This window comes from Halalkalibacter lacteus, from assembly GCF_036663595.1.
Taxonomy (GTDB): Bacteria; Bacillota; Bacilli; order Bacillales; family Bacillaceae_D; genus Halalkalibacter; species Halalkalibacter lacteus.
In genome coordinates this window covers 1-271 of sequence record NZ_JAWRVL010000217.1, presented here as the reverse complement: position 1 = coordinate 271, position 271 = coordinate 1, and the positions used below count along the sequence as shown (strand labels likewise).

The 271-nt window shown below is 59.0% G+C and carries 1 protein-coding gene; it reads left to right on the top strand.

Annotated features, from left to right (window positions below; translation table 11 throughout):
• Positions 1-271 (top strand): pyridoxal-phosphate dependent enzyme (locus tag SAZ04_RS22135; protein ID WP_332699761.1); only part of this gene is annotated, 271 nt, incomplete at both ends.

Sequence of the window (271 nt, the reverse complement as noted above, 5' to 3'; positions counted from 1 at the left end):
ACAGCTTACCCGCTCGGACGTTAACAAAGGCCATCCCGCATACTATCAGGACTACGCCCGGCGTCTTGCCGACGAAACGCCAGGCGCCTTTTATATCGACCAGTTTAATAACGAGGCTAACCCGCTGGCGCATGCCACCACCACTGCCCCGGAAATCTTCCGGCAGCTGGAGGGCGATATCGACGCGATTGTCGTCGGCGTCGGCTCCGGCGGAACCCTCGGTGGGCTACAGGCCTGGTTTGCTGAACACTCCCCGAAAACGGAATTTATC